We start from the raw sequence: 25,271 nt of genomic DNA, 5'->3' as shown, positions 1-25,271 counted from the left end.
TAAGCATATTTAACCCCAACTCTCAACTCTAATTACGTACTAAAAGTGGTGAGAGCATTTTTTATTGCTTGTTGGTCACTCCAGGGTACCTCCCCGCTGCCAAGATTCATTGTTTTTTCGTGGCCCTTACCTAAAACCAGTACCCAGTCCCCTACTCTCGCGAGTTGTAAAGCCTTTTTAATTGCCCGAGCGCGATCCGGAATTTGTATAAAAAAGTGTTTATTTGTATTAGTGTTGTCCAATTTATGAATATTTTTTTGGTGAATTTTGTGAGCACCACCCACTTTTAGGCCGAAGGCAATTGTTTTGTTTATTGATTTTAGGGACTCGTTGCGGGGGTCAACTGCGGTGAGGATAGAGATTTTTGCGTAGTGAGCAGAAATTTTGCCCATAGGAACGCGCTTTCCTTTATCTCGCTCACCCTCACAGCCAAACACGCAGATTATTCCTGAGTTTTTATTTTTGATTTTATTAACAGTAGAAAGTAATGCTTTTAAAGCGTTGGGGGTGTGGGCAAAATCAATAATAATTTTGAACGGTTGGTTGCTAACTATTTCTTGGAACCGACCCTTTGGGGGTTGGAATTTTTTGAGTCCTTCTTGTAAAGAACGGTCGGAAACATTAAAGATACGGGCTGCTTTCTTTGCAGCAAGAATATTAGCTCGGTTGTAGTCCCCGGGTAATTTTTTCTTGTCGTATTTTAGGTTGAGTTTTTCTTTTTTGTGGTCATATGTTTTTATTGCACCTTTTGCCTTGTTTTTAAAATAATTTATTTGGGGGTCATTTTCATTTAAGACGGAAATTTGGGAATTTTGGAAAAGTTTGGCCTTGGTTTTCTTGTATTCTTCAAATGTGTGATGGTAATCAAGATGTTCAGGTGTAATGTTAGTTAGTACGCCTACTTCAAAGTTAATGCCAAAAACGCGGTCTTGATCCAGCCCATGTGAGGTTGTTTCTACTACTATGTAGGTGCAGTTATCTTTAACCATTTGAGAAAGTATTTTGAACAAATCTTTGGGTTCTGGTGTGGAAACATGCTGGCCAGTTGGGATTTCTTTGTCGTTCCAGCACGCTTTAACTGTTGAAATCAGTCCTGCTTCATACCTAGCAGCTTTTAAAAAGTGTTGAATCAGATATGTAGTGGTGGTCTTTCCATCTGTGCCAGTTACTCCAATTATTTTAAGCTTCTTTTGCGGATGGTTGTAATAGGTGGACCAGAGACAAGCCAAAGCTTTTCTGGTATCGGCTACTTGAATATAGGGGTATTCTTGGGGCAGCTTTTTTTCTACTACAAAAGTTACAGCTCCTTTTTGTTTTGCTTCTGTTATAAAGCGATGCCCGTCAAATGTTAAACCCTTTATGGCTACAAAGATATTACCCTTTTCGATTTTTCTGGAGTCGGAACTGATCCCACTTATTTCTAGATTTTGAGGGAGGTTTGTATCTAGGATGAGGTTGTGGTCTTTAAGAGACTTTGCGTATCTTTTTATAGTCATCGACTAGGGAAACGAGTTAAAGAGGTTTTGTCACAGTTTTTCAGTTTAGTTGCCAGATGGAGAAATTTAGGAGTGCAGCAAAGGTGACCCAAAGTAGATAAGGTACGAGAAGTAGCCCCGCAGTCCTATCTAATTTGTAAAAGTTTAACAGGGTTAGGAGGATCGCTACCCATAGAATTACTATCTCAATGAAGGCAAGGGCTGGGTTTTGTAAGCCAAAAAATATTATGGACCACAAAGCATTCAAAACTAGTTGAATAACAAAAATCACTAAAACTTTTTTGTTTTTTTCAAAACCCACCGTTGACCAAATAAGGTGAAAGGAAATACTTATAAGTATGTATAAAATAGTCCAGGCAGGGCCAAAAACCCATCCCGGGGGGTTAAATTTTGGCTTTTTTAGAGTTTCATACCAGGTGGGTATAGCTGGCGTTGTAAAAATAGAACCAATGCCGCCAGCACTAAGAGTAATTAACAGCGAAGTAAAAAATTTAATAATATTGGACATAGTGTTCTGATTGTGATTATAATAGATTAGTCAACTAAATGCTATCTCTTTTATAATGTTGGATTTTATTCAGTTCTGGCTTGAAATATTTAAGATTCCTGCTCTAATTTTGTTCATTCATCTGAACATTGCTTTTATTGTTGCTACTCTTCGAAAAGATAACTCAGTAGCTGACATTGCGTGGGGATTAGGATTTATAGTTGTTACTTATACTGCATTTCTTACTAAGGGTCAGGTTACCTTGCGAGAAATTTTAAGTTTAACCATGGTTACTTTGTGGGCGCTACGTTTGGCTACCCACATATATTTACGAGGGCGCGGGCGGGATGAGGATTTTCGTTATAAAAAGTGGCGAGAGCAATGGGGAGAGAAAGCCCTTGTTTATAGTTACTTTCAAGTTTTTATTTTGCAGGGATTCTTGCTTTTAGTTATTGCTACTCCCCTACTCTTAATCCACTCTACTTCCGGACGCAGTTTTTGGATTTCAGATCTATTAGGTCTAATAATTTGGGTTGTAGGCTTTTCTTTCGAGTCTCTTGCTGACTGGCAACTGTATAAATTTAAGAAGGACCCGGATAATAAGGGCAAGCTTCTTACTACAGGATTGTGGAAATACTCAAGGCACCCTAATTATTTTGGTGAGGTTCTTTTGTGGTGGGGCGTGTTTTTATTAGCGTTAGCCCATCCCTATGGTTTGGTAAGTATTATTGGTCCGTTGGCAATTACAATCTTAATTTTAAAAGTTTCGGGAATTCCTCTTTTGGAAAAGAAGATGGAAGGTAATGCAGAATTTGAAGAGTACAAGAAGAAAACTAGTGTTTTTGTTCCCCTACCTCCTAAGGACTAAGTTCAAAATTTGTTAAGCAGGAGATAAGCAATAGCAGTACTTGTTGCTGTTACAAATATTCCCCAAAAGATGTCAGTTATAACTACAGAAATAGGCCAATCTTTTAGTGTGGCAAAGTTACTTAAATCGTAGGTTGCATAAGCAATAAGACCCAGCAGTGCGCCTAGACTAGCTGCTTTTTGTAGAGAGTTTGTGTCTTTAACTGGAACAAGGGCAAAAATAGTAATGCCCAGTGGATAAAGTAGGTAAAATATAATTGCAGGAGACCAATTTATATCTTTTCTTAGGAGTGACCCAAGCTCTTTTTGATAAAAATTTTTGGATACTATTCCCAGCCAGATCGCATCTAGAATCCAAAATGGTACGCCAGCTGCAATGTAAATTTTTAAAAAGTTTAAAACAGTTATGCTTTAAGTATAAACCAGTAGAAAGAAAATAGCTACTTAGTGTTTTTTGGTTTTTTAACGAAGTACACGAGGGTTGATTCGAATTATCTTGTCATCGTTTTGTGCTGGATTGCCACGACCATCTGTGTTGCTAGTGGTTATATAAAGATAATTGTCCGGTCCAAGTGTTACTGCGCGGATACGACCAAACTCGTTTTGAAAATAGGATAACGCTTGTGTAATTTTTCCTTTGGAAACTGTTGCTGCGTAAAGTGCTGATCCGCGCAACCCTCCGAATAAGATTTTCTCATCCAAATAAACTGCGCCGGCAGGAGCCCAGGTGGTGTCCCGTCCAGAGTCTATAACTGGTGTTACCATTCCTTCTCGAGTTTGGTCTCCACGTATTTCCGGCCATCCGTAATTTTGCCCCCTTTCAATTAAATTAAGTTCGTCCAAACCGGATTGTAATCCTGAGGGTCCGTGTTCTGTAGCCCAAAGCCTGCCTTGATTGTCCCAGGTTAGACCTTGGGGGTTGCGATGCCCGTATGTCCATACCGCATTGTTGAAGGGGTTGTCTTCTGGTACGCTCCCATCTGGGTTTAGGCGCAGTATTTTACCAGCTAGAGAGTTTACGTCTTGAGCTAGATTATCATTACCAGCGTCACCAGTAGTGATGTAAAGCTTACCGTCAGGACCAAATTTAATCCTTCCCCCATCGTGATAAACTGCGCCGGGTATGCTGTCAATAATAGTAGCTGTTTTTTCTACTTGGTTTTCTTCTAGACGGTACTGCTCTACTCTGTTTTCTAAACCTCCCTCACCTTGGGTTGTAAGGTAAAGGTAAATAAAGCTGTTTTCTTGGAAATTGGGGTGAAGAGCAAGCCCTAACAGTCCTCCCTCTCCTCTGTGTTCCACTCCTTGAATGGGAATCTCGGCTTGAGTTTCAGAAATTCTAAGTAAGGTTCCTGGCCGTTCCGTTACTAGCAAGTCGCCTCCTGGAAGAAAAACTACTTCCCAAGGAATATTTAAATTTTTAGCTACAATTTCTGTGTCTTTTTGTGATGATTCTTCTAGCTGTGGTTTTTGTCCTGTTTCTTGTATTTCTTGGAGTGCAGTGGATGGTAGCAGTTGTTGAACTCGCCCTTTATTTCGAGAAATTATAAATAGACTAGCTCCTCCCAAAACAAAAAATGATATTAGCACTATAATTACAGCCTTTTGCGCAGCATTTCTTTTAAGGATTTTGCTTTCCATACTTGTAAATATACACCTTACAGATAAAAGTAGAATTAAGTTAATGTAAGATTGAGGTAATAATATTTGCAACAGTTGCTTGGCTTTTTCACTTTCGATTTTTTTTGAAAAACTGTTAGTAGTAGCTTATAAAAAGAAAAAGACAGAACCTAGAGCCGAGTAATTGTTGTGTTCAAAGCATCTTTTCCTTTCTTCTAACAAAGGATAGTTCTGATTCGGACATAGGAAAACGGAAGAGAGCGGATAGTTCTTTCCTTATCTAGCTTTTCCACCGGAATGCATTTGACGCGCTTTTTATTTTATCATACAAGCACTTTTTTATATCTTTCTTGAATCGTAAGCCCAATGGAGTAACGCTTGGCGTTGCTTTTTTCTGCAAGTAAGGTTACCTTTCTTGCAATTCTTTTCCACTGCAGCTTTATGTCTGCGAAAAGCTTTCCACCTTTTTATTTGCCGCTCGTCTTCTTCTGGTATTCTCCTACCCATGAAATAACGCGCATACCATTGGAACCAGCCGCGGGGATCTTCTTCATAAATCCAGCCCTTTTCTTGCCAGTGCTTCAACGGCATGGAAGCTTCCACGCCAAAGTAATTTAAGCTTGGATTTTTCTTTTCTGGAGATAATTTAGCATTTTCAAACCAGTTGTTTGGGAACTCTTCTTTGCAATCTGTCATGTACTTGCCGCCAAAAACACCAAGCTCCAACATTTCCTTTGGAGTTAACTCGGGTTTAAATTCAGGGTGAAAGTCTTTCCCTATTGGATCAGTGCAGTAATAAGTGTAGCCTTGCTGCATTTTGTCATTTACAACAACTTTCCTCTTCATAATTAAGGAGGCTGGGGTAATTTGTGTTCTTAGAAGCGCAATCTGCGCATTCCTTCTTTCACGCCAACATTTAACAGTTGCTGAAAAGCTGTAGGATCAACAATATGGACAATAGCAAAAGCTGAAACAAAAATAATTGCTGCTAGCCATTTTGTGTATTTTCCCCTTGTGTTACTAATTAAAACTACAGCAGCTACCGCCATTAGTGATGGAGCAAGAATTTTAATATCACCGAAAGGTACATAATAACCGCTAATATATTGTCCTGAGTGTCCCAGGTATTCAGCAACATTGAAGTTAATACCAAATAAGATGAATGCTAGTTCGGCAACAAGAACAGCTAACATTACAATGGAAGCAAACTTGGTACTTTTCCCTTCTGTCCGGTAAAGCTCATAGCCGGCAGTAGGTAAAAGTAATAGAACTGGGAAAAGAGGATTAGCGGTTGCAAATCCTAATATTATTCCAATGACTGCAATTATTGTGAGAATAATGCAAATTGTAGTTGCGTTTTGGTATGGTTTAGCCAAAAAGTATCACCTCCTTTACTAGTTACCTTTCCTATCTTAGCACAGGTTTTTTCTAAAATGTGTTAGTTAGAAGAGATTAGTTTTTCTTTTTCTTTCTTTTTCCAACTCTTAACTTCTGCTTCCCGCTTCAGTGCGCTTTCTTTGCTTTTGTGTTTTTCTGTATAAACTAGTTTTACCGGGCGGCGCGCCCTTGTATATTTTGAAGCTTTGACATTATCAAAATTGTGTTCCTTAACCCTTCTTTTGGGGTTGGTTGTTACTCCGGAGTACAGAGAATTATCAGAACAGCGTAGAATATAAAAGTAATACATGCTATCTTTTTGTAAGATTTGAAAAAAGCTAATTATTGTTAACTGTTTTTAGGTTCCAGATTTTTTTTGTGTTTGGACTGTACTCAATTATTACCTGATCCTCCTCATCTATGTTCCAAAAGTTATCAATATCATTGTATTTTCCGGAAAAGGTTACACCACGAACAATAAGTCTTCTATCATAATTTTCTTCGTCGTAATAATCCTCTTGTTTTATAAGGTTACCGCAGACCTTTTTTACTGGTAGTTGCAAGTCTTTGTATATTTTTCTTTCTTTGCTATGTTCTCTTATTACAAAAAAAGTTGCTAAAGTACCGAAAATGTAAAAATATATTAAAGTTTGAGGTAGGAGTGGTGCGCTATATTCTGCTGCAGCGGCTATTCCAAAAAGAAGGGAAAGCGCGACAACACCTAGTAGGATTAAAAATATTGTTTTAAAAGATTTTAGGTACAGCTGTTTGGCAAATTTGCCTTGGTTACCCAGTATTTTTCTCTCTTTCTTGGTTAGATTGCGCACAAAGTGGGGTTCTTTCCAACTTTCGCCTCTTGCACTTTCTTTAAATTCTTTCTCTTTGGTTTGTTGTAATTGGCGCTTTTGTAGAATTTCCCTAGCTATGAAAGGGATAAGAGCAGCGGGAAATGCGAATAATAGTGAGTAAAGAAAGCCATAATGAGGTAGGAGGTTAAAATAACTTGCAGCTAAACCCAAAGCTGGGACTAACCAGACAATATTGATAGCAACAGGAATAGTATATTTTTCTAGAAACTCTCGTAAACCCCTTTCCGTTATCAAGCTCATTATTTGATATTTTAGCACATAGAACTTTGGTATTGGTTGTTACTTGTTGTAATATAAAGGCATGGAAATAATTGATACCGAGAGAGTTCCTCTTTACGTTTTTACAGATCCCAAAAATTTGGAAGAAGATTGTCTTCAGCAGGCAAGGAATATGTCCAACCTTTTGCCTGCTTACCACCACACCGCGCTAATGCCCGATGCCCACATTGGTTACGGTATGCCCATCGGTGGGGTTTTGGCCTTGGAGGCGGCAATTTGCCCTAATGCGGTGGGGGTAGATATTGGCTGCGGGATGGCTTACGTTTCGACAGATTTTCCTGCGGCAGAAGCTGCCGAAGAAAAGCTGCAGCACTTCACGGGGCAAGTTATGCGTGCAGTGCCGATGGGTTTCCGTGTTCACGATAAAGTCCAGGCTGGTTCCGGGTTTTTAGATAAAAACTTACTTCCCCCAGAGTTGGAGCATGAGGTTAAACGAGCGAAAAAATCTTTGGGTACATTGGGTGGGGGTAATCATTTTGTGGATGTTTTGAAAACAGATGAAGGTTCGGTGTCTTTAATGGTCCATACTGGTTCCCGCCATTTTGGTTACGCAATTGCTGAACATTTTCATAAGAAAGCGCAAAAGCAATGCCAAAAGAGAGGTTTGGATTTACCCGATTGGGATTTAGCTTATTTGGATTTGGAAACAGGAGATGCACAGGCGTATATTCAGGCTATGCAGTTAGCAATGAAGTTTGCTCGGGAAAACAGACGTCGTATTTTGAAGGTAGCTAAGAGAATCTTTGAGGAAACCTTTGGTCCGGTTGAGTTTGGGGAGCAGTTAAATGCCCACCATAATTACGCGGCTTTGGAAGAACATTTTGGTAAGGAGGTTTGGGTTCACCGCAAAGGTGCAATTCGCGCGCGAGAGGGAGAAACGGTTATTGTTCCGGGTAGTTTGGGTACCAATTCTTATATTGGCAAAGGCTTGGGTACCCCGGATAGCTTTGAGTCTTGTGCCCACGGTGCCGGACGAACAATGGGCCGTAAAGAAGCCAAAAGGAAGTATTCTGTTCAGGAAGTGATGGAAGACATTAAAGAGCGCGGTGTAGTTCTAGGTAAAGCTAAAAAGAGCGATATCCCCGAAGAATCCCCCTGGGCGTACAAAGATATTGAAAGTGTGGTTGAAGACCAAAAAAGTTTGGCAAAGATGGAAATTACCCTCACCCCCCTCGCAGTGGTTATCGCTTAGCCCTTCCTAGACCTCCGAGGTATAAAAACCTTGTAATGATGGGTTTGAAAAGGGCTAAATTAGAACCACGCCTTTAAGCCCGTGGAGACAGCGTCTATAGACCTCGGAGGTCTAAAGAAGGTGCTCTTCTTTGTGCGGGACGCACGTTGAAAGAGCACCCAGAGGCTGCGGCTTATTTTTCGGGCAGGAGGATTGTGAACCCAGCTAGTTGTGCTTCGGAGTAGCTATCTAGCATATGTTTAGGCAATCTGTTACCTAGCCTTGAGGGGAATATGAGGGATCCTTTAGGAGGGATAATCATTTGTACCGGAATACCTCCCCAGGATTTGCCCCACCTTCTTCCGGTAGCAGCATCTACTTCTGCAACAATACTGCTGGTCTTTATCCATTGGTAACCAGAGCGGTGATCCGTTGCGCTTTGCCAATCGCTCTTTCCTGCGTAGTCTACTACAAGGAACGCTTCCCACTCGCCTGCTCCCTGGGAGCGAAAGAAAACAATTTTCCCTATGTAGTACTCCTCAGCTAGAGCTGCAAAGCCATCTACTGGCGGCAGATTCTTGGGTAGATTATAGGCTGTTCTTCCGCTTTGCCGAGTCTGGATTGTTGCTTCCATTACTCCCGGTGCGTATTGTGAGGCTGTTCCGGAAAGTACCAAACTCAGGCTTAGTAACGCGCCCATTGTACTCAACGAGCTCTCCTTTTTATTTGAACTTCTGTGCACTAAAGCTAATTTACTTGGAGATTTTAAGTTAAAATCTCTAAGTTGCAGACGGTTATTGTACACTATTTGTAAAGAAGTTGCTACCTCCCGAGTTAATTGCTTTTCTGAAAGCTAATAGCGTAGTAGTATAAGGAAATATTGTTAGTTAATCTAACTTCTTACCAAACTGATGTTTGCGGACTAAGAGGCGCAATTGATGTAGATGGTAATAGTCTTTATCTGGCGTTTGTTAGTGATTCAACAGTGCCCGAGGCGGTTTATGAAATGAAAGTTTCGGGGCAAGAGATGTCTTAAATTTGGATGGAAGGGCAGCTCTGCTTAGTAAGTTTTAAAAAAAAACAAGGTGAGGGCGCGTATGCGCAAAGAGGCTTGTTGCCTCTCCTCACCTTTGGTTGCTCAATCTTGGCTGATGTTGCTGATCACTACTGGTTGATCATCTTGTAGTCGAGTGGGAAGTCGTAGGTGTTGGGGCTGTGGACTTGGTATGCTCGCAGGGAACTTCCCCATACGGTCTGGTTAGCCCAGTACGAATCGTAAGGGGTGGTACTTAGAGCCATCCAGACGGAACGTTCCCCGTACAAAAACATGAAGTAATAGGTGGTGTCGTTGTAGTTGGTAGTGCCTACTGCTGCGAGGTTGCCCTCATTTCCACTCCAATAACCGTAATCCCTTGCCGTTGCTTCTACATGAGCAACGACATCGATATCACCATTAATGAAGTGGATCGAGCCGACGGAGTACTCTCCGTCCATTGCTTCTTTGATATGGAACTTGTACGTCCAAGTTCCTTCAGCAAGCCCTCCCCAATCGTATCCGGAGCGCGTTTCGAAGGTTCCCGACAGATCCCACTTGTTGCGGATCTTGTGGGGGTTGTCGGCAATGCCTTCGGTGTACTCTTCACCGTCGGCCAAGGCTGAAGATGTGATCGTAAGTGCCAATGTCAGAACTATCAATACTGCTAGTATCTTCCGCATGTACTTTTTCCCTCCTTAGGAATATGTTTGTTTAGGTGCCAAGATTGAGCAAAAGTGGGAGTTCTTCCCACCCGATGGTCGGCCAATAGATCTAGCCTATATCGTAGGCCTCATTATATATTAGAAGCTAGGAAGTTTCAATAGTCATATTATCTGAATAATTATTTTTAGAGGACTTAGTTTTAAGTATTTAAATTGGGTTGCTGAATTGGGGTATAGCAAAGAACTAAGAGGCTTAGCCTTTTCCAGAAAAAAAGCCTTGGCAGGGGTGGCCAAGGCTTTGTGAGTCAGGAACGTGTCTTCTCTTCTTTTTCCTTTTTGAGGACCTTACATTTTTCCTTCCGCTTGTATAGCTAGGGCGTAATGCCTAGTCTTTTGAGAAGGTTCTCGGCGGGTGAGGATGGTAGCTCTTCTACATTCTCTACCATGATCACTCGGATTCCCCACTGGAACCCGCGACCCCCTGCAACCATTTCGGTGGCGGTTTCCTCCCAGTAAGGGAATATTGCGTCTGCGATCCCGTAGGTTGTGAGGTTTACGAAGTTTCGCACGCCAAATGCCTTGTCTGCTGTGTTGAAAGCGTTCTTCCGTAATCCGTAATCCCAACGCAGACCTATTATAGGGTTACTTGCCCCGTTGAGGTTGATGCCCACTTGGTTGGAATCTACAGAGAGTCTGGCATCTTTAATACCTAGCGGAACTAGGCTTGCTATCTCTGTTAGAGATATGCCATTCTCTTCCAAGTAGGGCGTTAGGTTGAGAGCTGCCTTATCGCTTCCCAGTGCAATATTCCCTTCCCTATCCAAAGCCAAGGAAGGGAGAACACTTGTTTGCGGCTCGATGCTACTTTTTGCACTGTATTCCAAGTTCAGCTCTTTGGGCGCTTCTCCGGCTGTGGTTAGAACAATCCCTGTTAAGCTGGTGTTTGCTAGCAAGTTATCTAGCTTAGACCAGGGAGCTTCCGCAAGCGTTGGACTATTCGGGAAGCTCTTGGCTGCAATTTCACCTGCTTGGACAGCAGCATCTTCGGCTACAAATATTGGTGGTAAAGCTACTTCATCTGCAGTGTAGCGGACTTCCCTTGCTTCTCCGTCCCAACTAACAGCAACCGGTCCTAGATAGTCAAGCCAATTGTAATCCAGGAAGGTTGTTCCCGCTGGAACACCGTTAAGCAAGATATTGCCGCTCTTGTCTAGTTCGAATGTCAGCACTTGGCCAACCTTGATTTTGGGGCTGCTTTCCACCTGTGCTGTGCTGTTGTGAATAGTAAGCACCAGCTCTGTTTTGGGCAGCGCAACTTCTGCTAGCGAGGCAGCAGTCGCAACTTCTTCTGCCGAAACAGGGAGCTTGTAGTTGTACTGTTCTGCCAGGTCGAAGGCAACAGGGGCTATGTTGTATAGGGCTTCTCGTCCTTCTTGGTCCCACCTTATTTGAGCCCAGTGCCCGTTGTTGCTCTCCAGTCGGAATCCGTTTCTGCCTGCATTGGCTATTAGGGTTTCCGTCTCTAGGATTGTTAACGGGTTGGCTACTAAGAAGGGCCAACGGGTTGGGATGCCCATACCTTGTAGTACCTTGTTTGCTTCCTCGAAGGTTATTCCTCCCACTGAGATTATTTCCCCAGCAGAAGTTGTTCCTGAGAGTGTAGCGCCTACTCTCACCGTGTTTAACGGTGGGTTGTTCTCAGCCTCGACTTGGTCGGTGAATAAGGGTTTTGTTTCTGCCTTGGGTAGGTTAACTAGTAATTGCCCCGCGCCTTTCAAGAGAAAGCTTCTAAGCATCTCTGCTTCCTCTTTTCTTAACCGCATTTCTGTAAGCAGGAGGTCTAGAGTCTCATCTGCAAAACCTGCTTCTAAAGACTTGGTGTTGTTGATGTAGAGGCTTAGCTCTTGCCATGCTCCGTGGGATACTTTGCGTAGCCCAAGGTGTTCAACTCCATAACCTACCAGTACCCTTACCTGCTGAGGGTCCAGGGTAAATTCTGGAATCTCGGTTTCAATACCATAGTTGGCAAGTAGTTTTCCCAAGGTACGGGTGCTTATGTTTCGTAACTGGAGTCCATCCAGATGCATTTCAACCTCTTCTCCGTCTACCGGGATTGAAATATCTAGATCCCCCACCTCCAGTTCGCGGATAGTAATACTCCCGTCATTTTCGATATCGATCTCCAAGTTAAAACTATCAACAGGCTTTGAAGCTTGGAGTGGTACTGCTCCCCACCCTACTACGGGTGCTAGCAGTATACTAATGATAAGGGTTATACTAAGGACAGCTTTCGACCTACTCATGTCACGCTCCTTTTCTTGTTCTTCTGCGACTGAACTTTTTAATTGTGAAGGTCCTCTAACATTTAGGATAACATATGAGAAAGTGAGAGTTTAGAATAGGCTAAAAGAAGTTTACCTAACGGTGTCAGGAGGCTGGCTTTTTAGTTTTTATTATGATGTCTTTTATTTTTGCAGGTGATTTTTCCGCTTGGAACTCAACTTTTATTTTAACAGCGTTGACCTTACCTAGTTCTGAGAAGGTCCTTGTCCATTCTGTTGTCCAGGTTTTACCTTTGGTTGTACTGCCTTGCCACCAGACAGTGTAGTCTTCTAGGTTTTTTGCATCTACTTTGATCCCAATTAATTCTCTCATTTTTGTAAATCTTTGCGAAAAGATTCCCCAACCTTTTTTACTAGCTGGGATCTGAAACCAGTTGTCTCTAGTGATCTGGAGGTTTTCTTTGTTTTGTAAGCTAAGAGCAGTGCTAATAACCTCTGCGTGTGGTGTTATTCCAAGCTCAATTGGGATTTTTAGATCCACATTGTACTGTTCTGTATCCTTATTCTTTCCTACCCACCGAGTGATTATTTTTATAGTATCTTTTCCAGGAACCACGTCCAAGTAATAGACAGCCGGTCTGCCTAGGATATAGTGAATTTTTGAAGTGTACAAAATGTCAAAGATAGGTGGTCCCTTTTCTTCTAGTTGAATATACAGCCAGCGGAATGGAGAGCGCTTAGCTTTAGCTGTTGCTTTACCCAGCTTTCGTAGTAGTGCGAAGTTGCTTCCAATCCAACCGTGGGCAGTATCTACGCAAGGCATGTTTAAAAAGTGGGTATTAGGTAAGCTTTCAAAATCCTTTCCATTTATAAACTTTCCTACTTTTTGTTTATACTTTTTTTCACCAATATCTTTTAGCTTTGCGCGGTAGCGGTAGTCAATATGCGCATGCCCTGTTAAATGCGCTACCACGGGATATTTTTCAAACAGCTGGAAAAATCTTTCGGAAATAGTTTTCCAATCGTTGATATCGTTAAATGACCAATCATTAGAGAGTGCAGTTGTCCCTCGAAGCAAGGTGTGGCTGAGAACAAAGATATTATGGTCTGGGGAGTATTTTTTTAGTATTTTTTCAATAAATTCGAAGGTTCTTAGTGGTACTGTAGAAGTCAAGAGTTTTTTGTTTCCTTCTGGGTCGTGCTCTTCCGAGATAAGAATAAAGATTAAGTTTCCAATCTTCACTGCCTTGGTAGCAGATACTCTTCCCAAAACAGTGAAAAAGCCTTCTCCGTAATTGTGAGATTGAAATATCGTGTAGTCGCGGTCATGGTTGCCCATGAGGTCAAAGACAGGAGCTTCTAACTTTTGGACCCATCTCTTGTATCCTTGCCAGTCCTTTTTGTGCCCTGTAGCAGTGAGATCTCCCAGTCCAAAAATATAATTAGGTTTTATATCGTTAAGAGCGCGGATTGCTTTGCGGGGTAGCCATTTGCTAGGGGCGCCAAAGTCGGTTTGGGATTGGATTTTCCTGTGCTTAATGTGAGGATCAGCAAAAAAAGCAATTCGGACCTTGTTTTTCATATTTTGAACAGATTAACACTTGTGATTAGAAATTCAAGTTAAAAACCTATTCTTGCAAAAGGCTTTGTGTTGTAACAAAAATGTGATTAATGTTTTACATAGTTACTGTTTCTAGGGCTTTTTAAGCAGTTGGTCTTTTCTGTTTTCCTTCTCTTTGGCTGTATATTTTTGTGATAAGTTTAACCTATTTTTGTTTACTATACTGAGAGCAAGTTTGGCGCGCTTTGGGTTTGGAGCGGAAGAGAACGGGGTTAAAGGAGGTGAGTTGCGGTGTGCCCAGATGATAAGGATGAAGGAGGGCGAGATCTTTACATTTCGGCGGATGGTCGCGTCCACACTAGTGAGCAGGATGCGGTGGCTGCAAATTGGTGCTTCGAAGAGGCTGGCGGCCGATCGCCTTGCCCTGATCCGGATAGTGATGGTTCGGACAGTGATGGTTCGGATGATGACTAGCATATAGAGCTGGTTGTCTTAGTTTAAGGCGCGGACCAATAAGGAAGAGGCATAGAGATGCCAAACTCAGATACGTGTGGCTAGTTTAAGGGAAGAGTACTCCTTGCGGAGATAAAGCTTATGGCCACTAAGCAAGAACGAAAGTTCTACTCTTTCCTCCTTATTTTTGTAGTTTTGATTGGTTTCAACAGCTTCGGGTTTTCCGACTTCCATAAAGTTGCTTACTTTGTTTTAATTTCAAGTTCAATAGTAAAGACCACTTCCCCTATTTACTCAGCTCAGGCTTTAACTTAGTTTGATACGCCGTTTCGGTGTTTGTTTTGTAGATTTCACTAAGATGCTATAAAGGACCTACGGTGTAAGCTTGCTTTTATATGTTTGGTTAACGTAGTAATATATCTAATATGGAGAGTTCCCTACTTCAAAAAATTTGGGCTAGAAAAATAGTATTGATTGGATTTGTGTTTTTGGTGATAGTGGGGTCTTTTGGTTATACAGTTAATTATCTTTTTCATGAGTTAAAAAGTGTTAATCAGCGCTTGGAAAGCCTATCACAAGAATTGAGTCGGAAAGAAGAAAGTTATGAAAGAAGTATTTATGAAGATCACTTAAGGCACATTGAAAAAATTAAGGTTGAATCAAAAGCATCTAAGTTGGAAGAGGAACTTACTGAGTTATCGGAAAAAGAAGAAAATAAGGAATATTTGGAGATGAAGGAAATATACAGCCTTTACAATTCTCTTAAGTTGAACTTGGAGAGAAATGAGGAACTAGGCTTAGATGTGGCTCACGAATTAGAAGAAATGGAAGATTTGGAGGGATTGCTCTTGGAGAAAGACTTCGATGTTTTAAAAGAGAATATGCTGGATATAATAAGTTCTTTAGATGATGATCACGAAGAATACTTGGCGTCACTCCGTCCCCGGGAAGTTCCTCGTTCTGACATTGAAGGGTACGACTTTGTTACTGTAAATACAGAGAGAGGAAGCTTTGGAGTGCATTTGGTGAAAGTTGCTCTTTCTGATGTGCGGGTAGTAACTTCTTCAGCAAGCGAAGATACTTGTTATGACAACTGTCCAGTTAAACCTCTGGAAGAGCATATTAAAGATCACGGCGGTTATGCGGGGATGAGTGCTAGTTATTTTTGCCCCCCGGATTACGTTACCTGTGCCAATAAAACAAATTCTACTGATTTTGCATTTTACAATTCTAGTAATGGGCGGTGGTTGCAAAAAGAAGCTCTAAGCTGGAGCAAGACGGGTTTAGCCACGTTTAAAGATAGCTCAGCAAAGTTTTACCAGAGATCTTCTGATTATGGTGGCGAGGCGGGTTCTGCTGGGCTTTCTAATTATCCTACTCTCTTGTCAGAAGGTGAAGTTGTGGTAGATATAGATGACCTTACTTCTTACCAGACTGATATTCGCGGATTAAGAGGAGCAATTGGTGTGGATGGTAGTAACCTTTACCTAGCGCTTGTTAATGGGGCGACTGTGCCAGAATCGGCTTATGCGATGAAAGCTTTGGGAGCAAGGGACGCCTTGAATTTGGACGGCGGGGCAAGTTCTGCCCTTTATATTAACGGTAAATATGCAGTAGGTCCGGGGAGAGAACTTCCCATTGCTATAGTTTTGGCCAAGTAGGTACGAGGAGTGTGCTACCCAGTGCTGTGTAAGTGGTTGCTCGCAAAGGTATTACCTTTGATTGCCTTTTTAGTTTTGTACTCAAAAGAACTCTCAGAAATAAACTAACAACTAAAAGAGTGTAAAAAAGTGTGCAAGCAATTGAAACTCCCTGTAGGGTAGCGGCTGTTAGACCTTAGAGGTCTAAATTTATTTTTTGTAGCTTTTGTAGTTTTTAGCAGCTTCTGGATTTTTGGATTCCATAAAGTTAATCACTTTTGACCGAATTTGGGCAGTGGAGACGACATCCTCGCTTTGCTGTACCCAGGTTTCAATTTGGTTAGTAACATCATTAGCATTTTCCTTTGAAAGTCCAGCTGCCAAAACACTTCGGCGAAGCTTTTCGCGGTCAAAATCTTCCAAGCTATTATCTTTCTTTCTTATTTTAACCATACATAAATTCACCCCCTTTTAGGTTTGTTTTGTTTTGCTTTGAATTTAGGGTAGCACAAACTTTTGGCTTGTGCATGGGTATGATCAATTCTGGCTTAGAGCAGATGAATGTTATGTTATGTAAAAAACGTTTGACAACCAAAACTCTTTGTGCTATAAAGTTGATAACAAGTGAATAGTGACTAGCACCTTGATAATTCTTGGACGCTCCCGCAAAAGGGAGCTTTTTTTTTTTTTTTTCGCGGAAATATAGAAAATCCGCGGTTTGAGCTCCCTTAATGGGAGCTTTTTTATTAGGGAGTAAAGAAAAGATGAAAATATATTTTACAGCTTCGCAAGAACAAAAAGCGGACTTTCAGCATATCTACGAAAGAATTGTAAATTATTTAGAAGGTCAAGGCCATGATGTTTACAAAGCACTATATTCAGGGGATGTAAAGGAATTTAGCAACTTGCCTGAGTTTAAGCTTAATGAGTTGAGTAAGGAGTGGTTTTCACAGATGGCAAAAGCTGACTGCGCAGTTGTTGAAGGTTCGTATCCATCCTCGATCCACACTGGGTATCAGCTGGGACAACTTGTTTCCCAGCAAAAACCGACCATACTAATTTACAAAAGTAATAGGAATCCTATTTTTGCAAACGGGGCTGATTCCAGCCGATTAATTAAGTCTGCTTACGATGAGGACATTTTGGAAGATGTTTTGGATTGGTGTTTGGAAGAAGTAAAAAATACTTTTAATCGCAGATTTACTTTTTACATCTCGCCAGAAATTGACAAAATGCTTAATGAAGCTACTGAGAGAAACTCGGTAAGCAAGTCGGAGTTTATTCGCCAGCTTATTAAAAAAGAAGTGTAAAACCCCTCCCCTACTTACTTTTTCCTACTTTCTCAGATAATTTTTTGTTCTTACGTGCATAAAAATTATGCACAGCATAAATATGTGGAATTGCCTGTTTTTCTAGGTAGTTTTAAAATTTTGGCGAACCTTAAAAAGTTAGCTGCAGATAGAGATGGAAAGGAGGTGAGACTGATGGGTAAAAGATTCAAGAAGTATGACAGTACTGGTGTTCTAGATGCCCTGCTCGGCACGGGTCGCTCGACGACTGTTGAGGATACCAAGACTGGAAACCGAGCGAGAGCTTGGGGCCGAGACAGGCAAGAAGCGGACCGAAACGCTTGGGACAAGTTGGAGAGTAAGCAGGGACCCCCTCCCTCCAAGCGCTAAATGCGCGTTAGGAAGAGCAGTATTACGGAAAGAGTACTCCCCTGGGGAGAAAAGCTCAACGCTCTTGAGCAAGAACGCAGGTTCTACTCTTTCCGCTTTTTTTCTTTCTTTGTGGTTTTGAAATAAGCTTTTGTTATAATAGACTTTGCATGGTGCAGTATTTGCTTTTTGCAATTGCCTTTTTAATTGCTGGTGTTGGAGTGGAGCTAATTGGTTTTGGTATTTCTGCAATTTTAATGTCTCTCCTTCCTTTTATCTTGCCTCTCTCTACTGCTATCCCCCTGGTAGCTGTTATTTCGCTAGTTGCTACTGGTATTGTTGCTATAAAGACTAAAACGCACAATCTTTCTCCACACCTAATTCCGCTTTTTGCGGGAGCTTTTGTTGGAGTTCCGTTGGGAATTTTATTTTTGGGATATGCTCAGGAGGAAACACTCTCTTTGATTTTGGGGGTGGTTCTTATTGTGTACGTCCTTTATAACTTTTTTAGCAAAGAGAGTTTCTTAAAGATGGGCAATGTTGGCGGTTTTATTATGGGGTCTATTGCTGGGTTTTTTGGTGCTTCCTTTAATGTTAATGGTCCTTTGATTGGGCTCTATTCGATTGCAAACGAAAACCTTTCTAAACATGAGAATAAGGATTTGGTTGCTACTTATATGGGTATTACCGGGGTTTTTGTTGTTGTGGGACACCTTCTTTCCGGGCGGATAACTGGAGAAGTATTGCGTTATGTTCTTTTCGCATTACCTTGCCTCTTTTTGGGGCTGTTCTTGGGAACAGAGCTTTTTAAGAAAGTGAGCCCAATTTGGATAGAGCGTGCGATTTATGCTTTTGTTTTTATTGCTGGTGTGAGTCTGTTATTTAAGTAAGTTTTAAACCTGGTACAGATGGTGGTGGAGATGAGGATATGATGGCGGAGGGCCAATGGAGTTCTATGATAGGAAACCAGACCATTGGAAATGCCAGTAAAAGTAGTTATGTTTCTTTACCCTTATAAAGGTCCCAGGCGGTTATGATTCCTTTTATATTGCCGGACTTTTTGCTTCCGGGAGTTAGGTAAATTACGCCTAGCCGCTTTCCTTCATTGATGTAATTTTGAAACTGTTACATAACTTCATAAAAGCTAACGTTAGGGTCTAAAAACTCTACTTCAGCAGTATTTGCGCGAGAAGTTAAGGTATCTTTAATATTTTTGACCAAAAGATCTTCTTGGACTTTGTGTTGGTTGTAAAGTTTCAATACTGTGTTTTCGGAAAAAGTTCCAATGTAATTCCGCTTGTGGACAATAGGGACGTTGGTGTAGAATGGCGGCTTGGGTTACTTTGGTTTTCCCGAACGGCAGGCAGCGCAGAGACGAATTCAATAAGGCTCGGATACAGCTATCGTGCGAAGAGGAATCTGGTCCTGTGGAGCTAAACTTTCAGAGAGTTATTTTTGTGGGATCTGTGAACGGTTTTAAGATTCCCGCAAGTGTAATCAGACATTCTGAGATTGATACTTTTTATGGCGGGGAAAAAGAGGGGGCAGTCACTTTGCGGTTTGATTCTGCGGGTGATGCCAATGATTGCTTGGATAGAATCCAGGACTTTGTTGAAAAATATGAGTATTGGCGTACCCTTATTCTTTTTGGTGCTTTCGAGGTTGTTTATGTGGGTGGGACTACAGTTGACCCACAAGCAGTTGAAGAGGGAGAGAAGGTTTTGGTTTGATCTTTTTTTGCGGAGGTTTGAAATTGCAAAATTGCCTTGTTTTAGGCAGGCTTCACCCTCCGCCTTTTCTTTACACTAATATATTGGTCGAAATCTTGTGATATTCCAAGGTATTTGATCTAAAAGCTGTGCAAAGAAAACCCCTTGGCACAGGGGCTAGTCCTGTTGGCTTTTTGCTTGTTTTTTCTGAGTGACCGATAATTTTCATTCTTTTTGTGTCAAGAAAATAAATGAAATTTGATTCTCTGCATGATACAAGGAGTGCGTTTTCTTTATTGTTTAAAAAGCGGATTGAACTAGGAAATTTTCCTACCAGTGTGGATTTTGTAAATGTTTTCTTTTCTAAATCAAATTTATGAACCATATTTTTTCCCATATTGGAAACGTAGGCATATTTACCATTTTTGGTTACGAGCACATCTCGCATATTTCCGCTGTAAGCTTTTGACGCGAACCGGACAAGTTTAGAGCTTTTTTGGTATTTTCCCCTATTTTCTTTAAGGAAATGTAGTTTTCGTGAGTAAAAACCTGCTACTAAGACTGTGCCTTCTGGGGTAAATGTTATTCCCCGGGGACGGTTGCCGCAGTGAATTACCTGTTTGATTTTGGGCGATTTCGTATTTTCCATATCAATGATTGAGATGTTATTACTTCTCCAGTTGGAAACAAAAACCAAATTTTTTTGGGGATGCTTTTTTGCAACTTTGCTCCAAGACCCACCTGTCCTAGTTTTAGAGACTATTTCTTGAGTGTTCTTGTTGATAATGTAGAGATAGCTTCTTTCTATTGGTCCCCGTTTGAAGTTACTGGTGGTAGCAAGTAGCAGCGAGTCAAAAGTTTCTAGCTCTATGCAATGTTCGGGAAGGCTTATTTCAGATTCTAGGAAAAGGTTTTTATTTTTTATCTTAAAGATTTGAATGCATTTCCCCCGCATACAGCTGACGTAAGCGCGGTTTTTCTGGGGATCAAAGATAACCTATTTTGGCTCCGACTTTGTTTGGATTTTGGCTAACCTTTTACTCTTGGTAGGTGATTTTCTTGGTTCTTCAAAGGCAGCTGCTTTATGTTTTTTTAATAGTTGAGCCCGAAGAAACTCAACCAAATCGTTTGTAATATTTATGAGCACTCTATTTAGTAGAACTAAAAAATCCTTTAAAAGTCACAATGTTTTTTTGTGGCGGGCTGGAATTATTTGTGGGGCGTTAGAGTTTTATGTTTTGATAGTCGGGGTCGTTTTTCATTTTCTCTTCAAGTATCTTGTTAACAACATCGTTTTTGGAAGATAGTTTTAATTTTGCTTTCAGGAATTTTAGATAGTTATTTATTTCTTCGGAAAGGCGGACTGTAAAGCGTACCCGGGGAACTTTCTTTTGTGCTTTTTTGAGAAAATCCTCAATTATTTTTTCCAAATTTTCTTCTTTATATACAATAATTTTTAAATTGCTAGAGGGGTGTCCGAGTAGAGCAACGTCGGGGCGTTCATTTTTGTTTTTGTTAAAGAGGATGAGAGATGGTTTGGATTGATTTATAGCTTCTACTGCTTCGAAGTCTAGAAGGTGTGATTTACGCGACATTTCTAGAACAATAATATCAGAGCTTTTTATATCCTCGATTTTTGAACTGTAAATATTTGTGGCAGCTTCCCTCCCCCACTCTTCCATGTAATCCCATTCTATTCCCAGTGTGGTTTGGATTACGTTGCAGCCTTTTTGACTAAGAATATCTACAATTTTGTGACAGAGGACCTCTTCCTCCTTTTGTTTAGGTTGCGCATCAAAATAGGCGCGAACAATTTCGTTCATAAATCTATAAACTCCTCGACAAGGTAACTAGAAAATAGTTAACTAAAACCAGTATGTAAAAAGTGCCACCTAATTTTATTAAAAATGACACTTAATGTGCCAAATGTCAAGTGACAAAAATTTCAACACTCGCAATAGCCTTCCCTCCCCCACCAAGTTGAGCTTTGACAATTTTGCCCAATTATTAGATAAGGGGCAAAGGAAAAAGCTAAATAAAATTTCTCACAACCCTGACCGAGATCTTAGAAAAACAGTTTATCTCTCTAGCGGAGGCAGGTTTTACAAATACATAAACTTTATGCGGGAGTTTGCTTATTCCTTAAACTACGTTCCTATTCACCCTATTGGTACTCTCGATTATTATCTGAGTAGCGTTTCCCATAAAAATAAGAAGGAAGAGGTTGTAAAGGATTGTTTTTCCTTGCTTGAAGGGTGTGATGAGTTGTGGGTCTTTGGAGAGGAGCGTCCGCTGTTTGATGGAAAAGAAACTTCAGCGCATATTTCCAATTTTCCGGAGGGTGTTTTGGCGGAGATTTATTTCTGGCTTGCTCATAAGCCAGATCAGCCTCTAAGGTTTGTAACTTGGGGTGATATTGGTATTCCAAAGTATGTTGATGAAAGCAATTGGCATATTTTTAATAGTATAGGAGAAAAGGCAGAGTTACAGAGTGGTAAGAAACTTAACTATCCGGTGATATTGGGAATTATTGATCTTGGTTCTAGCACAGTTAAACTTTATGTTTGTAAAGTTAATAAGGATGGCAGCGCGGAGACCGTCCACAAAAAATCAGTTTATACTAATTTGGTAGAAAACTTCTTTGAAAAAAAAGTTTTGGGCGAATTGCCGCGGAAGCGAACTCTTCAGGCAGTTGAAGAGCTTTTGGAAGAAGCAGACTCTCGCGGTGCAGTTGATGTGAAGTTGGTAGGGACTGGTGCTTTGCGGATGGCTAAAAATGCCGAGGAGTTTATGTCTACAATAAAGCAAAAGACAGGGCTGGAGTTGGAGGTTTTAACGGGGGAAGACGAGGCTCGCTTAGTTTTTGAGGCTGTTCATGAAAGTTTTGCGGGAGTTGAACGTCCTTTGGCTGTTTTGAACGTAGGCGGAAGTACTACCCGGCTGGTAACAAGTGATCCGGATGGAGAAATAATTAAGAATGTTAGCTTCCCTTTGAGTGTAACTGATCTTAATGAAAAGTATTATGCGGAAGATATAATTTCCGCAACTGACTACAAAAAACTGGTTGGTGAGATTGAAGAAGTTTTGGATCAAAAAGGTATAGGTAAGCTGGAGGGTGACCTTCTGTTTATTTATACTGGAGGAGAACTTGATTATATGCTGATAACTGGTTTTCCATTGGAAAATTCCGATTATTCGCGGCAGCATCCGAAAGAGTTATCTATTAGTGCTTTGGAAAAACATGCGGAAAAGATGCGTCAGATGCCGAAAGACGAACTTCGGAGCTATATGCCTAGTAATCCAAAGTGGATAGATGGGGCGGTAGTTAGCAATGCCTTGGGTGAAACTATTGCTAAGAGAGTAGGAGCAAAAACAATAATACCCAGCAATAAAAATGTAAATGATGGAATTATTTTGACAATGTTTGAAGAATAACAAAAGAAATGTTTGAAGAATAACAAAAGAGAAGGGCTGGGGCTGGCTTTTACACCAGCCCCGAAAACCGCAAAAGAAATCTTGAGAAATTTCTTTTGGGCTATATTTATATCTTAACACTTTTATCATGTTTAGCAATTATTATTTAAATTTACTTCTTTTTGATGAAAAAAGCTTTCTCAATTTTTTGAGGAGTTTGGGTTTTGAAATTACCCTTGAAGAATGCGCCGATATTATGCGAGTTTTGAAGGAGTACTGTTCCAAGAATAATCCCTCGGGTTCCGCAAATGATTTTGAGATATGGGTTAGAGATATTGTTCAGCATTGGTAGCAGGACCAAGTAAATTAGAAGTAAGCTTACGGTTTTTATTTTATGCCTTAAGTTTGAATTTTAGAAACCTTTTATTTTTTCCCCTTTTTGATAAAATCACATTATGCAGGAAGATAGACGACAGGTTGCTTATTTTTCAATGGAGGTTGGTGTAGATTCTAGAATACCCACCTACTCTGGTGGTTTGGGTGTATTGGCTGGGGATTTTCTAAAAGCAAGCGCAGACAATTCGCTTCCCATTTTAGGTGTTACTCTGCTTTCTCGTGGAGGCTACTTTTACCAGAAGGTTGAGGGTGATCGGCAAGTAGAGGCTCCAGTTAGTTGGCGGTTGGACGACTTTTTAGAACCTGTTGATGTTAAGGTTCAGGTTAAAGTGGCGGGGCGAGATGTAGCTGTTACTGCTTGGAAGTATTTGATTGAGGGTGTTTCCGGATACCGAGTCCCATTATTTTTCTTGGACACGGATTTGCCGGAAAATGCGAATGAAGATAGAGGTCTTACCAATGAGCTGTACGGCGGTGGTGATATGTATCGGATGAAGCAGGAACTTATTTTGGGGGTTGGTGGGGTTCGGCTGCTTCAGGAGTTAGGTTATGATTCAGTTGAGCACTATCATCTTAATGAGGGGCATTCCTCATTTCTTTGTTTGGAACTTCAAAAGCAACTAGGTAGCAGGGAAAAAGTTCGCGAATTTTGTAAGTTTACTACCCACACACCTGTACCAGCTGGACATGACAAGTTTCCCCTTAGGGATGTGAAGTTGGTTCTTAGTGACTCTCTTTTTCAAGCAATACCTTCTGGGCTTAAGGAAAAAGATCGCCTGAATATGACTGAATTAGCGTTAGAGATGTCTGGTTACATAAATGGTGTTGCAAAGCGGCATGCGCAAATTTCCCGATCTATGTTTCCTAATTTCCCAGTTCATTCTATTACTAACGGGGTACATGCTCAGACTTGGACCTCTGAGCCGTTTCAAGAGCTTTATGATTTAGAACTACCGGATTGGCGGCGAGATCCTTCTACATTAAGATCTGCAACTCGAATTGAAGAGGAAAAAATCTGGAAAGCGCACCAAAAGGCAAAAACAAAGGTTATTGACTATGTCAATAGTCAAAAAAACGCTGGCTTTGATTACGACTTTTTAACTCTTTGTTGGGCGCGGCGCTTTACTTCTTATAAGCGTCCCCTGCTCTTTTTGGAGGATAAAGAAAGGCTAAGAGATATTGCAAATACCCAAGGTCAGTTGCAGATTATTTATGCGGGGAAAGCCCATCCCCGAGATAAGGAGGGAAAGGAATTAATTAGGGAAATTATCAAATTGTCCCGGAAACTTACTGGTAAGTTAAGTTTGGTTTATCTTGAAAATTACAATATAGATTTGGCAAAGGACTTAGTTGCTGGCGTGGATTTGTGGCTTAATACCCCCCAGCCACTGCGGGAAGCCTCAGGGACAAGCGGGATGAAGTGTGCATTGAATGGTGTTCCTCAACTTAGTGTACTGGATGGCTGGTGGCGTGAGGGTTGGGTAGAAGGTAAAACTGGGTGGGCTTTCGAGGGCTCGGAAGAGTTGTACCAGAAACTAGAACAGGATATTGTTCCTACTTTTTATAACAAACCGGCTAAGTGGCAAAATATTATGAAGCAAGCAATTGTGCTAAATGCTTCATTTTTCAATGCTAGCAGGATGGTACAGGAATACTTGCACCGGGCGTATCGCTAGGAAGTTTTAATCTTTAAGAAATCTTACACTTTTTTAACTTATAATTAATAGAAATTTGTTAGCTTTAAATCAGCATTATGAGAATTACGAGCTCTGTACTAGAAAAAGAGCAGTATATTCCGCAAAAGTATACTTGTAACGGGGCTGGAATTAGTCCCCCCTTGGAAATTGAGGACATTCCCCCAGAAGCGGTTAGTTTGGTTTTGGTAATGGATGATCCTGATGCTCCAGGAGGCACATTTACCCATTGGTTAGTTTGGAATGTAAGTGCGGATACTTCTAAAATAGAAGAGAATTCACTACCTGCTGGGGCGGTAGAAGGAATAAACAGTAGTGGAGAGGTTGGTTATTATCCACCCTGTCCCCCATCTGGCGTCCATCGGTATTTCTTTCGGTTGTATGCTTTGAAAGATCAAATTGATCTTGAATCTGGGGCACAAAGATCGAAACTTGAAGAGGCAATGGCCCCTTTTGTGGTTGGCAGTGCGAGTTTTATGAAAAAGTGTGCTGCCTGACCTTTTTAATGACCTATGGGGTAAGCTACCTATCCTATATTTGAGTATATAATGTACTCCTACTTTTTTAGTCATTATAAGAACTTGCTAATACCCTGCCTCT

29 protein-coding genes are annotated in these 25,271 nt (G+C 41.0%); 13 read left to right on the top strand and 16 right to left on the bottom strand.

Annotation, left to right across the window (positions count from 1 at the left end):
* Positions 1-32 precede the first annotated feature (32 nt).
* Positions 33-1,496, bottom strand: a complete 1,464-nt coding sequence (locus tag U9M98_01615) for a UDP-N-acetylmuramoyl-L-alanyl-D-glutamate--2,6-diaminopimelate ligase (protein MEA2020394.1) — start codon at positions 1,494-1,496, stop codon at positions 33-35.
* 40 nt (positions 1,497-1,536) lie between these two features.
* Positions 1,537-2,004: a TspO/MBR family protein gene (locus U9M98_01610; GenBank protein ID MEA2020393.1), complete on the bottom strand. Its 468-nt coding sequence runs from the start codon at positions 2,002-2,004 to the stop codon at positions 1,537-1,539.
* A 55-nt stretch (positions 2,005-2,059) separates the two neighbouring features.
* Here U9M98_01610 and U9M98_01605 point away from each other — a divergent pair, with 55 nt between their 5' ends.
* Complete coding sequence (locus tag U9M98_01605) at positions 2,060-2,851, top strand: DUF1295 domain-containing protein (protein MEA2020392.1); 792 nt, start codon at positions 2,060-2,062, stop codon at positions 2,849-2,851.
* A gap of 2 nt (positions 2,852-2,853) precedes the next feature.
* Here the strand turns inward: U9M98_01605 and U9M98_01600 are convergent, their stop codons facing one another.
* From U9M98_01600 to U9M98_01575, 6 genes are all read right to left on the bottom strand, one after another.
* Positions 2,854-3,228 carry a DUF2177 family protein gene (locus tag U9M98_01600; GenBank protein ID MEA2020391.1) on the bottom strand — a complete coding sequence of 125 codons (375 nt, stop codon included), beginning with the start codon at positions 3,226-3,228 and terminating at the stop codon, positions 2,854-2,856.
* An 84-nt stretch (positions 3,229-3,312) separates the two neighbouring features.
* Positions 3,313-4,491: a PQQ-dependent sugar dehydrogenase gene (locus U9M98_01595; protein MEA2020390.1), complete on the bottom strand. Its 1,179-nt coding sequence runs from the start codon at positions 4,489-4,491 to the stop codon at positions 3,313-3,315.
* A gap of 318 nt (positions 4,492-4,809) precedes the next feature.
* Positions 4,810-5,319 (bottom strand): hypothetical protein, encoded by a 510-nt coding sequence (locus U9M98_01590; protein ID MEA2020389.1) that lies wholly within the window; start codon positions 5,317-5,319, stop codon positions 4,810-4,812.
* Between the two features lie 26 nt (positions 5,320-5,345).
* Positions 5,346-5,846 (bottom strand): hypothetical protein, encoded by a 501-nt coding sequence (locus U9M98_01585; protein MEA2020388.1) that lies wholly within the window; start codon positions 5,844-5,846, stop codon positions 5,346-5,348.
* Between the two features lie 62 nt (positions 5,847-5,908).
* Complete coding sequence (locus tag U9M98_01580; GenBank protein MEA2020387.1) at positions 5,909-6,157, bottom strand: GIY-YIG nuclease family protein; 249 nt, start codon at positions 6,155-6,157, stop codon at positions 5,909-5,911.
* 28 nt (positions 6,158-6,185) lie between these two features.
* A complete protein-coding gene (locus U9M98_01575; protein ID MEA2020386.1) occupies positions 6,186-6,956 on the bottom strand; it encodes a hypothetical protein in 771 nt (256 codons plus the stop codon).
* A gap of 61 nt (positions 6,957-7,017) precedes the next feature.
* Between U9M98_01575 and U9M98_01570 the strand changes: the two genes are divergently transcribed.
* On the top strand, positions 7,018-8,187 hold the full coding sequence (locus U9M98_01570; protein MEA2020385.1) for an RtcB family protein: 1,170 nt from the start codon (positions 7,018-7,020) through the stop codon (positions 8,185-8,187).
* 172 nt (positions 8,188-8,359) lie between these two features.
* Here the strand turns inward: U9M98_01570 and U9M98_01565 are convergent, their stop codons facing one another.
* Positions 8,360-8,842 (bottom strand): hypothetical protein, encoded by a 483-nt coding sequence (locus tag U9M98_01565; GenBank protein MEA2020384.1) that lies wholly within the window; start codon positions 8,840-8,842, stop codon positions 8,360-8,362.
* A 204-nt stretch (positions 8,843-9,046) separates the two neighbouring features.
* Between U9M98_01565 and U9M98_01560 the strand changes: the two genes are divergently transcribed.
* Positions 9,047-9,202: a hypothetical protein gene (locus U9M98_01560; protein ID MEA2020383.1), complete on the top strand. Its 156-nt coding sequence runs from the start codon at positions 9,047-9,049 to the stop codon at positions 9,200-9,202.
* Between the two features lie 128 nt (positions 9,203-9,330).
* On the opposite strand, the gene U9M98_01555 is transcribed toward U9M98_01560, so the two are convergent.
* The 3 genes from U9M98_01555 to U9M98_01545 all read right to left on the bottom strand — a co-directional run bounded on the left by U9M98_01555 (position 9,331) and on the right by U9M98_01545 (position 13,728).
* A complete protein-coding gene (locus tag U9M98_01555; GenBank protein ID MEA2020382.1) occupies positions 9,331-9,882 on the bottom strand; it encodes a hypothetical protein in 552 nt (183 codons plus the stop codon).
* 353 nt (positions 9,883-10,235) lie between these two features.
* Positions 10,236-12,167 (bottom strand): hypothetical protein, encoded by a 1,932-nt coding sequence (locus U9M98_01550; protein MEA2020381.1) that lies wholly within the window; start codon positions 12,165-12,167, stop codon positions 10,236-10,238.
* Between the two features lie 124 nt (positions 12,168-12,291).
* Positions 12,292-13,728 (bottom strand): metallophosphoesterase, encoded by a 1,437-nt coding sequence (locus U9M98_01545; protein ID MEA2020380.1) that lies wholly within the window; start codon positions 13,726-13,728, stop codon positions 12,292-12,294.
* A gap of 270 nt (positions 13,729-13,998) precedes the next feature.
* Between U9M98_01545 and U9M98_01540 the strand changes: the two genes are divergently transcribed.
* On the top strand, positions 13,999-14,181 hold the full coding sequence (locus U9M98_01540) for a hypothetical protein (protein MEA2020379.1): 183 nt from the start codon (positions 13,999-14,001) through the stop codon (positions 14,179-14,181).
* A gap of 66 nt (positions 14,182-14,247) precedes the next feature.
* Here the strand turns inward: U9M98_01540 and U9M98_01535 are convergent, their stop codons facing one another.
* On the bottom strand, positions 14,248-14,394 hold the full coding sequence (locus tag U9M98_01535; GenBank protein ID MEA2020378.1) for a hypothetical protein: 147 nt from the start codon (positions 14,392-14,394) through the stop codon (positions 14,248-14,250).
* 191 nt (positions 14,395-14,585) lie between these two features.
* Here U9M98_01535 and U9M98_01530 point away from each other — a divergent pair, with 191 nt between their 5' ends.
* Positions 14,586-15,821, top strand: a complete 1,236-nt coding sequence (locus tag U9M98_01530) for a phosphodiester glycosidase family protein (protein ID MEA2020377.1) — start codon at positions 14,586-14,588, stop codon at positions 15,819-15,821.
* Positions 15,822-16,010: 189 nt separating this feature from the next.
* On the opposite strand, the gene U9M98_01525 is transcribed toward U9M98_01530, so the two are convergent.
* A complete protein-coding gene (locus U9M98_01525) occupies positions 16,011-16,253 on the bottom strand; it encodes an ATP cone domain-containing protein (GenBank protein ID MEA2020376.1) in 243 nt (80 codons plus the stop codon).
* 311 nt (positions 16,254-16,564) lie between these two features.
* Between U9M98_01525 and U9M98_01520 the strand changes: the two genes are divergently transcribed.
* The 4 genes from U9M98_01520 (at position 16,565) to U9M98_01505 (ending at position 19,188) form a co-directional block, all read left to right on the top strand.
* On the top strand, positions 16,565-17,110 hold the full coding sequence (locus U9M98_01520; GenBank protein ID MEA2020375.1) for a CopG family transcriptional regulator: 546 nt from the start codon (positions 16,565-16,567) through the stop codon (positions 17,108-17,110).
* A gap of 120 nt (positions 17,111-17,230) precedes the next feature.
* Entirely contained in the window at positions 17,231-17,479 is a 249-nt protein-coding gene (locus tag U9M98_01515) for a hypothetical protein (protein ID MEA2020374.1), read from the top strand.
* Positions 17,480-17,628: 149 nt separating this feature from the next.
* Complete coding sequence (locus tag U9M98_01510; protein MEA2020373.1) at positions 17,629-18,348, top strand: sulfite exporter TauE/SafE family protein; 720 nt, start codon at positions 17,629-17,631, stop codon at positions 18,346-18,348.
* Positions 18,349-18,783: 435 nt separating this feature from the next.
* The gene (locus U9M98_01505) at positions 18,784-19,188 is read left to right on the top strand and encodes a hypothetical protein (protein ID MEA2020372.1); all 405 of its coding nucleotides are present in this window, start codon (positions 18,784-18,786) and stop codon (positions 19,186-19,188) included.
* A gap of 70 nt (positions 19,189-19,258) precedes the next feature.
* On the opposite strand, the gene U9M98_01500 is transcribed toward U9M98_01505, so the two are convergent.
* Positions 19,259-19,816 carry a beta-propeller fold lactonase family protein gene (locus U9M98_01500; protein MEA2020371.1) on the bottom strand — a complete coding sequence of 186 codons (558 nt, stop codon included), beginning with the start codon at positions 19,814-19,816 and terminating at the stop codon, positions 19,259-19,261.
* A 574-nt stretch (positions 19,817-20,390) separates the two neighbouring features.
* Positions 20,391-20,990 carry a hypothetical protein gene (locus U9M98_01495; GenBank protein ID MEA2020370.1) on the bottom strand — a complete coding sequence of 200 codons (600 nt, stop codon included), beginning with the start codon at positions 20,988-20,990 and terminating at the stop codon, positions 20,391-20,393.
* A 103-nt stretch (positions 20,991-21,093) separates the two neighbouring features.
* Here U9M98_01495 and U9M98_01490 point away from each other — a divergent pair, with 103 nt between their 5' ends.
* The 4 genes from U9M98_01490 (at position 21,094) to U9M98_01475 (ending at position 25,168) form a co-directional block, all read left to right on the top strand.
* The gene (locus tag U9M98_01490) at positions 21,094-22,602 is read left to right on the top strand and encodes a hypothetical protein (GenBank protein MEA2020369.1); all 1,509 of its coding nucleotides are present in this window, start codon (positions 21,094-21,096) and stop codon (positions 22,600-22,602) included.
* Between the two features lie 127 nt (positions 22,603-22,729).
* Positions 22,730-22,933, top strand: a complete 204-nt coding sequence (locus U9M98_01485) for a hypothetical protein (GenBank protein ID MEA2020368.1) — start codon at positions 22,730-22,732, stop codon at positions 22,931-22,933.
* A gap of 103 nt (positions 22,934-23,036) precedes the next feature.
* Positions 23,037-24,653, top strand: a complete 1,617-nt coding sequence (glgP, locus tag U9M98_01480; GenBank protein MEA2020367.1) for an alpha-glucan family phosphorylase — start codon at positions 23,037-23,039, stop codon at positions 24,651-24,653.
* A gap of 77 nt (positions 24,654-24,730) precedes the next feature.
* Positions 24,731-25,168: a YbhB/YbcL family Raf kinase inhibitor-like protein gene (locus tag U9M98_01475; protein ID MEA2020366.1), complete on the top strand. Its 438-nt coding sequence runs from the start codon at positions 24,731-24,733 to the stop codon at positions 25,166-25,168.
* Positions 25,169-25,271: the final 103 nt, after the last annotated feature.

The organism is Patescibacteria group bacterium (genome assembly GCA_034659915.1).
Classification (GTDB): domain Bacteria; phylum Patescibacteriota; class WWE3; order JAUXAW01; family JAYEID01; genus JAYEID01.
The sequence above is the reverse complement of the archived record's forward strand: the minus strand, read 5'-3'. Positions and strand labels throughout refer to the sequence as shown.

Bases quoted from the DNA above. Each gene is read 5' to 3' on its own strand.
- U9M98_01615 (MEA2020394.1), bottom strand. From the start codon at position 1,496: ATGACTATAAAAAGATACGCAAAGTCTCTTAAAGACCACAACCTCATC.
- U9M98_01550 (MEA2020381.1), bottom strand. From the start codon at position 12,167: ATGAGTAGGTCGAAAGCTGTCCTTAGTATAACCCTTATCATTAGTATA.
- U9M98_01605 (MEA2020392.1), top strand. From the start codon at position 2,060: ATGTTGGATTTTATTCAGTTCTGGCTTGAAATATTTAAGATTCCTGCT.
- U9M98_01505 (MEA2020372.1), top strand. From the start codon at position 18,784: ATGGCGGCTTGGGTTACTTTGGTTTTCCCGAACGGCAGGCAGCGCAGA.
- U9M98_01525 (MEA2020376.1), bottom strand. From the start codon at position 16,253: ATGGTTAAAATAAGAAAGAAAGATAATAGCTTGGAAGATTTTGACCGC.
- U9M98_01555 (MEA2020382.1), bottom strand. From the start codon at position 9,882: ATGCGGAAGATACTAGCAGTATTGATAGTTCTGACATTGGCACTTACG.
- U9M98_01545 (MEA2020380.1), bottom strand. From the start codon at position 13,728: ATGAAAAACAAGGTCCGAATTGCTTTTTTTGCTGATCCTCACATTAAG.
- U9M98_01475 (MEA2020366.1), top strand. From the start codon at position 24,731: ATGAGAATTACGAGCTCTGTACTAGAAAAAGAGCAGTATATTCCGCAA.
- U9M98_01530 (MEA2020377.1), top strand. From the start codon at position 14,586: ATGGAGAGTTCCCTACTTCAAAAAATTTGGGCTAGAAAAATAGTATTG.
- U9M98_01570 (MEA2020385.1), top strand. From the start codon at position 7,018: ATGGAAATAATTGATACCGAGAGAGTTCCTCTTTACGTTTTTACAGAT.
- U9M98_01595 (MEA2020390.1), bottom strand. From the start codon at position 4,491: ATGGAAAGCAAAATCCTTAAAAGAAATGCTGCGCAAAAGGCTGTAATT.
- U9M98_01495 (MEA2020370.1), bottom strand. From the start codon at position 20,990: ATGAACGAAATTGTTCGCGCCTATTTTGATGCGCAACCTAAACAAAAG.
- U9M98_01520 (MEA2020375.1), top strand. From the start codon at position 16,565: ATGAAAATATATTTTACAGCTTCGCAAGAACAAAAAGCGGACTTTCAG.
- U9M98_01490 (MEA2020369.1), top strand. From the start codon at position 21,094: ATGTCAAGTGACAAAAATTTCAACACTCGCAATAGCCTTCCCTCCCCC.
- U9M98_01610 (MEA2020393.1), bottom strand. From the start codon at position 2,004: ATGTCCAATATTATTAAATTTTTTACTTCGCTGTTAATTACTCTTAGT.
- U9M98_01510 (MEA2020373.1), top strand. From the start codon at position 17,629: ATGGTGCAGTATTTGCTTTTTGCAATTGCCTTTTTAATTGCTGGTGTT.
- U9M98_01500 (MEA2020371.1), bottom strand. From the start codon at position 19,816: ATGGAAAATACGAAATCGCCCAAAATCAAACAGGTAATTCACTGCGGC.
- U9M98_01575 (MEA2020386.1), bottom strand. From the start codon at position 6,956: ATGAGCTTGATAACGGAAAGGGGTTTACGAGAGTTTCTAGAAAAATAT.
- U9M98_01535 (MEA2020378.1), bottom strand. From the start codon at position 14,394: ATGGAAGTCGGAAAACCCGAAGCTGTTGAAACCAATCAAAACTACAAA.
- glgP (MEA2020367.1), top strand. From the start codon at position 23,037: ATGCAGGAAGATAGACGACAGGTTGCTTATTTTTCAATGGAGGTTGGT.
- U9M98_01485 (MEA2020368.1), top strand. From the start codon at position 22,730: ATGTTTAGCAATTATTATTTAAATTTACTTCTTTTTGATGAAAAAAGC.
- U9M98_01580 (MEA2020387.1), bottom strand. From the start codon at position 6,157: ATGTATTACTTTTATATTCTACGCTGTTCTGATAATTCTCTGTACTCC.